A 6,209-nucleotide genomic window follows, 5' to 3' on the forward strand; every position below is an offset into this window, starting at 1 on the left:
GTCGCGCGGTCACGCACCGGCGCAGTCACGCAGTGGCACAGTCACGCCGTCCGTTTGCGGGACGCCGTCTTTTTTGCGGTGGTCTTCTTAGCGGTGGTCTTCTTTGCGGTGGTCTTCTTCGGCGTCGTTTCCTTGGCGGGCGTTTTCTTTGCCGTGCTCTTCGTCGCCGCCGTCTTCTTCGTGCCTGATGCCGCCGTCTTGGACGTCGACTTCTTGGCCGACGCCGCCGTCTTCTTCGCCGTCGTCGTCGACTTCTTGCCCGTCGTCTGCTTCGGTGCCGCCCGCGCCGCCTTGCGCTGCCGGAGGTGTCTGACCTCCGCCTCCTCGGACGGCGGCTCCTCGCCCCGGGACACCTTCGCCTCGCGCACGCTCTTCTCCAGTGCGGCCATCAGGTCCAGCACCTTGCCGGACCTTGCCGGTTGCGGTGTCTCCGGCAGCGCCTCGCCTGTGGCCTTCGCGGCGATGACCTCTTCGAGGGCCTCGCGGTACTCGTCGTGCAGGTCCTCCAGGTCCACCTCGCCGAGGGTGTCCATCAGTGCGTCCGCGAGGTCGAGTTCCTTCTCGTTGACGGTGACCTTGGTGTCGGGGGCGACGCCCTCGGGGGTGCGGACCTCGTCCGGCCACAGGAGGCCGTGCATGGTGATGGCGTCCTCCACCACCCGGAGCATGCCGAGGCGTTCCCGGCCCCGTAGGGCGAACTTCGCGATCGCCACCTTGTTGCTGCGCTTGAGTGCCTCCCGCAGCAGCGTGTACGGCTTTGCGGCCGGGGCGCCGCCCGCCGCCAGGTAGTACGCGGCGTCCATCTGGAGCGGGTCGATCCGGTCGGACGGCACGAAGGCCACGATCTCGATCGTCTTCGCCGTCGGGAGCGGCAGGTGGGCGAGGTCCTCGTCCGTGACCGGGATGATCGAGCCGTCCGCGTCCTCGTAGCCCTTGCCGATCTCCGCCCCGCTGACCTCTCGGTCCTCCAGTTCGCAGAACTTGCGGTAGCGGACGCGGCCGCCGTCCTCCATGTGGATCTGGCGGAAGGAGATCGAGTGGCTCTCGGTGGCGTTCACCAGCTTGATCGGGATGCTGACCAGGCCGAACGAGATGGCGCCGTTCCAGATGGATCGCACGTGCAGCACCCTTTCGAACGGTTTGAGGCTATTTCGATCACTTCGGGCGGAATATTTGGGATTCTTATCGTATGACGCCGATCACAGAGGTGGAGGGGCGGCGGGTCGCACTCAGCAATCTGGGGAAGGTGCTGTATCCCGCCACGGGCTTCACCAAGGGCGAGGTGCTGCACTACTACGCGACCACGGCCGACGCCCTGCTGCCCCATCTGCGTGACCGGCCCCTGTCCTTCCTGCGCTATCCGGACGGGCCCGAGGGCCAGCTCTTCTTCGCCAAGAACGTGCCTCCGGGTACGCCCGACTGGGTCACCACCGCAGACGTGCCCCGGTCCGAGGGCCCGGCCCGGATGGTGCTGGTGCAGGACCTGGCCAGCCTCGTCTGGGCCGCGAACCTCGTCACCGAGTTCCACACGCCCCAGTGGGTCATCGGCGCGCCCGGCCAGGCCGACCGGCTCGTCTTCGACCTCGACCCCGGCCCGCCCGCCACGGTCGTCGAGTGCTGCGAGGTCGCCCTGTGGCTCAGGGATCGGCTGGCGGCGGACGGGATCGAGGCGTACGCCAAGACATCCGGGTCGAAAGGGCTGCATCTGCTGGCAGCTCTGCGGCCGAGGCCGTCCGAGCAGGCCACCGAGTACGCCAAGGAGCTCGCCGTCGAGGCCGAGAAGGCCATGCCGCGGCTCGTCGTGCACCGGATGACGCGGAGCCTGCGGCCCGGGAAGGTCTTCGTCGACTGGAGCCAGAACGCCGCCCGGAAGACCACGGCCACGCCCTACACGCTGCGGGCGCGAGCGGAGCCGCTGGTGTCGGCGCCGGTGACGTGGAGCGAGGTCGAGGAGTGCGGGGCGCCCGGGCAGCTGGTGTTCCGGGCGCAGGACCTCGCGCCTCGCCTGCAGGACTACGGCGATCTGCTGGCGCCGCTGCTCGACGCGGACCGCGCGGGCCCGCTGCCGTGACCGGGCTCAGGCGCTGCCCCCGGGCGCTGATCCCGGCAGCACACGCTGGACGTGGGCGCCGGTGGTGAGCAGGCGGGCAACGCCGCCCCGTTCAGCAGGCTGACCGGTTCACACCCGTGTCCATGTGTGCCGGTCCCGTGCCATCGCGTGCAGCGACTCCACATCCGCCGGCTTGAGCATTCCGCCCAGCCGGGCCAGACTCGCGATCTCCTGGTCCGTCAGGACGCGGACCTCGCGGAGCGGGGCGGTGATCGCGACGTCCGCGGGGCCGGCAAGGGCGAGGACCGGGTGGACCTCGGCCGTCAGGGCGTAGGACGCGCGGTCGGCGTCGGCGCGGACGCGGCGCAGCAGCGCGCGCGGTTCGTGTCGGCCCAGCGTGACCATGGGGTCGACGATCGTGACCCTGGTCTTGCGGGCGTACAGCGTGTGGACGGCGAACAGGCCGCCGGGCCCGATCACCAGGTGGTGGACGCGGTCCCCGCCGGGCAGCGGGATGGAGTGGAGGGTGTGCCAGCCCGCCCCGTCCAGCCGGTCCAGGGCCTCCCCCACCGCCTGTTCGGCGGCCAGCGCCCTGCGGCGCGGGTCGGGGCGCAGGCGGTGCGGCGGGCCCGGGTCCCGGTCCAGGGCCACCTGGAGCGCCTCGCCCGGGCGGTTGGGCGCAAGGTCGTCGTCCGGGTGGAGGGAGAGGCGGGCCAGCTCCGCCGGGGTCGGGACCGGCGGCGGGCCCACTGCCACCGGGCCCGTGATGAAGGGGCCCAGGGCTTCGAGGACGTCGTCTCTGCGGTCCTCGCTGAGCAGGTTGACCCGAGCCGCCTCACGGTCGTACCAGGCGATGTTCCTGCCGTCCGTGAGGCAGACGTAAAGCCGCTCCTGACCGTCTCGCCAGGTCGGAATGACGCGCAGTCCGCTCATGCACCATCACCCCTTGACCATGGGAACAGACGGGGTGCCGCAGGGCAAGAAGCCGGTTACCTTTGGGGATAGTTGGCTGGGGCAGGGGCTTGGGGAGGCGCCGTTGCGGACACGCAGGAAGCAACCCGACGTACCGGCTCCGGACAGCCCGTGGAATGAAGTCGTGCCCGGTCTGTGGATGGGCGGGCACGAGTTCAAAGGGCTCTCGGGACAGCTCGAGTTCGCCGTCGTGCGGGACCAGTTCGATCTTGTGCAGACCCTGCTGAGGCTGCCGGGACACGGGCCCGAGCCGGGTGTCGAGCACCATGTGTGGCCCATTCCCGACGGGCCGCTGGACGGGACGCAGCTCGCGGGCGTGATCCGCCTGGCACAGGCCGCGTGCGAGGCGCTGGGCGGGGGCCGGAAGGTCCTCGTCCGCTGTTACCACGGCTACAACCGCTCGGGCCTGGTCGTCGCGCACGCGCTGGTCCGTCTGGGGCATTCCGCCGACGAGGCGATACGGCTCATACGGTCCCGTCGCTCGCCGTGGGCGCTGCACAACGAGCTCTTCGTCGAGTACCTGCAGGCGGGGCTGCCGACGGCCCGGCTGCTGGAGGAGCTCGCGGAATAACGGAGTAGCGGGGTGTCGGAGTAGCGGGGAGCGGGGTGGCGGGGTTGCGGAGTGGCGACGTAGCGGATGGTCGTCACTGCCGACGCAAGAGGACTTGCGTGCGAATAGGGTGTACGGGGCCGTCGGCCATGCCCCGACACCCTGCCCTGCCTTGAGCCCTGGAGCACAGTGCCCGCCCGTCGTTCCGCCCGCACCGCCGCCCTCGTCGCCCTCCTGGTGGCGACCGCCGTCGGCTGCGGAGACGCCGGCGGGCTGCGGGCGGCGGGGGCTACCCCGACCGCGATCAGCCCGGACAAGCTGTGGCCGGATCTGGCGCCCGCCTCCAGTCCCGCCTGGGACTACGACGACGGCGAGGCCGAGCTCATGCGGGGCATCACGGTTCCCGGCGACAACATCCACAAGGTGGATCCGGCGGCCGTCGTGCGCACGGAGATCTTCCAGCACCCGGACTCGTACACGGGCACGAAGGCGCCGTACCACGAGACGGCCCGCAGGATGGCCGCCTGCCGCAGGACGGGCACGCATACGGGTACGGGTACGGGTGCGGGCGGGAGGTGCCCGGTCCTCAAGGCGTACTACCGCGACCTCACCGGCGACGGGCACGACGACCTGACGCTGGGGTTCCGGCTGCTGCCCGGCAACCAGACGGCCGTGCGCGTCTACACGGTCCAGGCGGGCAGGCTGGTCCAGGTCATGTCCAACGACGACGCCGTGACCGGGGTCGAGCTGGCTGGGCGGTCCGTGATCATCCGTTCCCCGTCCGACATCGCGGACTACGAGTACCGCTTCCAGTGGACCTGGGACCCGGACCAGCACGTCATGCTGCTCACGCACGACGAGATGCTGCGCACGGGGCACGGAAAGCATGCGAAGCGCTCGAAGCGCCCGTCCGCGTCCCGGCCGGCATCCCCTGCCGCGAGCGCGCAATGAGACTCCCCCGCTGGGCCGGAACGCTCGGCACCAAGTCCGCGGCCTTCATCACCGTGATGTGCTGCGCGCTCGCCGCCCTGCTCGGAGTCCTCGTGCACGTCTCGGTGGCGGACCAGACGGTCGGCCAGGCCCGCGAGCTCGCCCTGTCCCGCCTCACGGAGGCGACGGCGGCATACGAGGCCGGGGACACGCTCCTGCCGGGCACCGGTGTCGACCCGCCGGGCCTGCCGGCGGCGCTGCGGAGGCTGGCCGCGGGCGGGGAGCGCGGCACGATGGTCGGCGAGTACCGCGGGCGCCCGACGATGTGGGCGGCTGGTCCGGTGGACGGCGGGCGCACCCTTGCCGTCGAGGTCGACTACTCGCAGGGCAAGCGCACGATCGACGGGCTCGACCGGGCGATCGTGTGGTCGTCGGCGCTGGCGATCGGGGCGACGCTGCTGGTCGGCGCGCTCGCGGTGACCCGGGTGACGCGGCGGCTGCACGCGACGGCGCAGGTGGCCCGGCGGATCAGCGCGGGTGACCTGGACGCGCGCGTCGACGACCCCCGTACGAAGCAGCCGGCGCGCCCGCAGGACGAGGTCGCCGCGGTTGCCGCCGCGCTGGACACCATGGCGGCGTCGCTGCAGAGCAAGCTGCTGAGCGAGCAGCGGTTCACGGCGGATGTGGCGCACGAGCTGCGTACCCCGCTGACCGGGCTGCACGCTGCGGCCGAACTTCTGCCGGCGGGCCGCCCGACCGAGCTGGTGCGCGACCGGGTGGCCGCGCTGCGCACGCTCACCGAGGACCTGCTGGAGATCTCCCGCCTCGACACCGGTCGGGAGCGGCTGGAGCTGGACACGGAGGCGCTGGCGGCGCTGGCCGAACGGGTGGTGCGGGCGTCGGGGACCGCCACCGAGGTCAGGGTCGTACGGGACGCCCGGGTGGAGACGGACCGGCGGCGCCTGGAGCGGGTGCTCGGCAATCTGGTCGCGAACGCGCACCGGCACGGGCGGGCGCCGGTGGAACTGACCGTGGACGGGCCGGTCGTCACCGTGCGGGACCACGGGGACGGCTATCCGGGTTACCTCGTCGAGCACGGGCCGCAGCGGTTCCGCACGGAGGGCGGGACGAAGGGGCACGGGCTCGGGCTGACGATCGCGCTCGGCCAGGCGGAGGTGCTGGGCGCGCGGCTGGAGTTCGGGAACGCGACGGACGGCGGGGCGTGCGCCACGCTGACGCTGCCTCAGGGGAGGCCCGGCGGGCCCGTCTTCCCCGATGGCGCAGTGTGACGGGCGGCACCCGGCGATCACTCCTAGTGTGGCGATTGGTCAACTTGGACCCTTTCGCCCCTTTATGGAGGTACCCCCCATGCCCCTGCGCTCCTCCCTCGCCCGCCGCCTCGCCATAGCGACCGCCGCCGGCGCCCTCGTCACCGCGGCAGCGGTCACCCCCGCCGCCGCGGACGGCGACTGGGGCAGCGGCAACCAGGGCAACGGCCGCCCCAGCAACGGCAACGGCATGAGCACCGGCCGGCCCACCGACAACGGGGACGGCAGCACCACCACCGGCCGGCCCAACGGAAACACCAGCACCACCACCGGCCGCCCCAACGGCACCGGAAACACCAGCACCACCACCGGCCGCCCCAACAGCACCGGAAACACCAGCACCACCACCGGCCGCCCCAACAGCACCGGAAACACCAGC

The 6,209-nt window shown here is 71.8% G+C and carries 6 protein-coding genes and 1 pseudogene; 5 read left to right on the top strand and 2 right to left on the bottom strand.

Annotated elements, in window-relative coordinates:
• Positions 1 to 41 precede the first annotated feature (41 nt).
• A complete protein-coding gene (gene ku, locus ACZ562_RS33085; protein ID WP_471186872.1) occupies positions 42 to 1,118 on the bottom strand; it encodes a non-homologous end joining protein Ku in 1,077 nt (358 codons plus the stop codon).
• 71 nt (positions 1,119 to 1,189) lie between these two features.
• Here ku and ligD point away from each other — a divergent pair, with 71 nt between their 5' ends.
• A complete protein-coding gene (ligD, locus tag ACZ562_RS33090; protein ID WP_471186875.1) occupies positions 1,190 to 2,071 on the top strand; it encodes a non-homologous end-joining DNA ligase in 882 nt (293 codons plus the stop codon).
• A gap of 108 nt (positions 2,072 to 2,179) precedes the next feature.
• Here ligD and ACZ562_RS33095 read toward each other — a convergent pair whose 3' ends face one another.
• Entirely contained in the window at positions 2,180 to 2,983 is an 804-nt protein-coding gene (locus ACZ562_RS33095; protein ID WP_471186878.1) for a nuclease-related domain-containing protein, read from the bottom strand.
• 103 nt (positions 2,984 to 3,086) lie between these two features.
• On the opposite strand from ACZ562_RS33095, the gene ACZ562_RS33100 reads away from it, so the two are divergent.
• The 4 genes and pseudogenes from ACZ562_RS33100 to ACZ562_RS33115 all read left to right on the top strand — a co-directional run.
• Entirely contained in the window at positions 3,087 to 3,593 is a 507-nt protein-coding gene (locus ACZ562_RS33100) for a protein-tyrosine phosphatase family protein (RefSeq protein ID WP_471186881.1), read from the top strand.
• A gap of 168 nt (positions 3,594 to 3,761) precedes the next feature.
• Positions 3,762 to 4,523 (top strand): hypothetical protein, encoded by a 762-nt coding sequence (locus tag ACZ562_RS33105; protein WP_471186884.1) that lies wholly within the window; start codon positions 3,762 to 3,764, stop codon positions 4,521 to 4,523.
• Positions 4,520 to 5,791 (top strand): ATP-binding protein, encoded by a 1,272-nt coding sequence (locus tag ACZ562_RS33110; RefSeq protein WP_471186887.1) that lies wholly within the window; start codon positions 4,520 to 4,522, stop codon positions 5,789 to 5,791. The genes ACZ562_RS33105 and ACZ562_RS33110 overlap by 4 nt, the downstream gene beginning before the upstream one ends.
• A 79-nt stretch (positions 5,792 to 5,870) precedes the next feature.
• Positions 5,871 to 6,209, top strand: a pseudogene (locus ACZ562_RS33115) (SH3 domain-containing protein); the annotation flags it as partial.

This window comes from Streptomyces sp. NPDC040410 (assembly GCF_055595715.1).